This is a genomic window from Pantoea stewartii subsp. stewartii (assembly GCF_008801695.1).
Taxonomy (GTDB): domain Bacteria; phylum Pseudomonadota; class Gammaproteobacteria; order Enterobacterales; family Enterobacteriaceae; genus Pantoea; species Pantoea stewartii.
In genome coordinates this window covers 1-741 of sequence record NZ_VZPF01000211.1, presented here as the reverse complement: position 1 = coordinate 741, position 741 = coordinate 1, and the positions used below count along the sequence as shown (strand labels likewise).

Below are 741 nucleotides of genomic sequence, written 5' to 3'. Positions count from 1 at the left end.
CAGAAAGCGCATCCGCAGACCAAACTTCCCGCGAGCGTTCAAAATCGCACTGGTCGAGAAATCACTGCAGCCAGGCACTAATGTGGCCCAGCTTGCACGCGAAAACGGCATTAACGATAACCTGTTGTTCAACTGGCGCAGCCTTTACAGGAAGGGCCTGTTGCTTCCACACAACAGTGAGCCGGCACTGCTTCCTGTCATGCTGTCCGCCGAACCGGGCAGAACCGTCACCGTTCCGTCCTCCGGGCCGGAAAATACGTCCGGTGAAACACTGTGCTGCGAACTGGTTCTTCCTTCCGGTACCGTGAGACTAAAAGGCACACTGACGGCGGAAATGCTGCAGGTGCTCATCCGCGAAATGAAACGAGGGAGCCGATGCTCCCCCTCCCCACAGGCTCACGCATCTGGCTGGTTGCCGGCATCACTGATATGAGAAACGGCTTCAACGGTCTGGCATCAAAGGTACAGAATACGCTTCGTGCTGACCCGTTCGGCGGTCACCTGTTTATCTTCCGGGGCCGCCGCGGCGACATGATAAAGATGCTGTGGGCTGACCGCGACGGCCTGTGCCTGTTCACCAAACGCCTGGAGCGCGGGCGCTTCGTGTGGCCGCTGACCCGCGACGGAAAAGTCCACCTGACGCCGGCGCAGCTGTCCATGCTGCTGGAAGGAATTAACTGGAAGCACCCGCAGCGGACGGAACGTCCTGGCCTGCGGATATAACCTGCTGTAAAGTGGGGT

The 741-nt window shown here is 59.0% G+C and carries 2 protein-coding genes; both read left to right on the top strand.

From position 1 onward, the window contains the following. The coding region (tnpA, locus tag F7Q90_RS25775; protein ID WP_151161173.1) for an IS66-like element accessory protein TnpA at positions 1-433 on the top strand (433 nt) is incomplete at its 5' end. Beyond that, entirely contained in the window at positions 376-723 is a 348-nt protein-coding gene (tnpB, locus tag F7Q90_RS25770) for an IS66 family insertion sequence element accessory protein TnpB (protein ID WP_071988735.1), read from the top strand. The genes tnpA and tnpB, both read left to right, overlap by 58 nt. Positions 724-741: the final 18 nt, after the last annotated feature.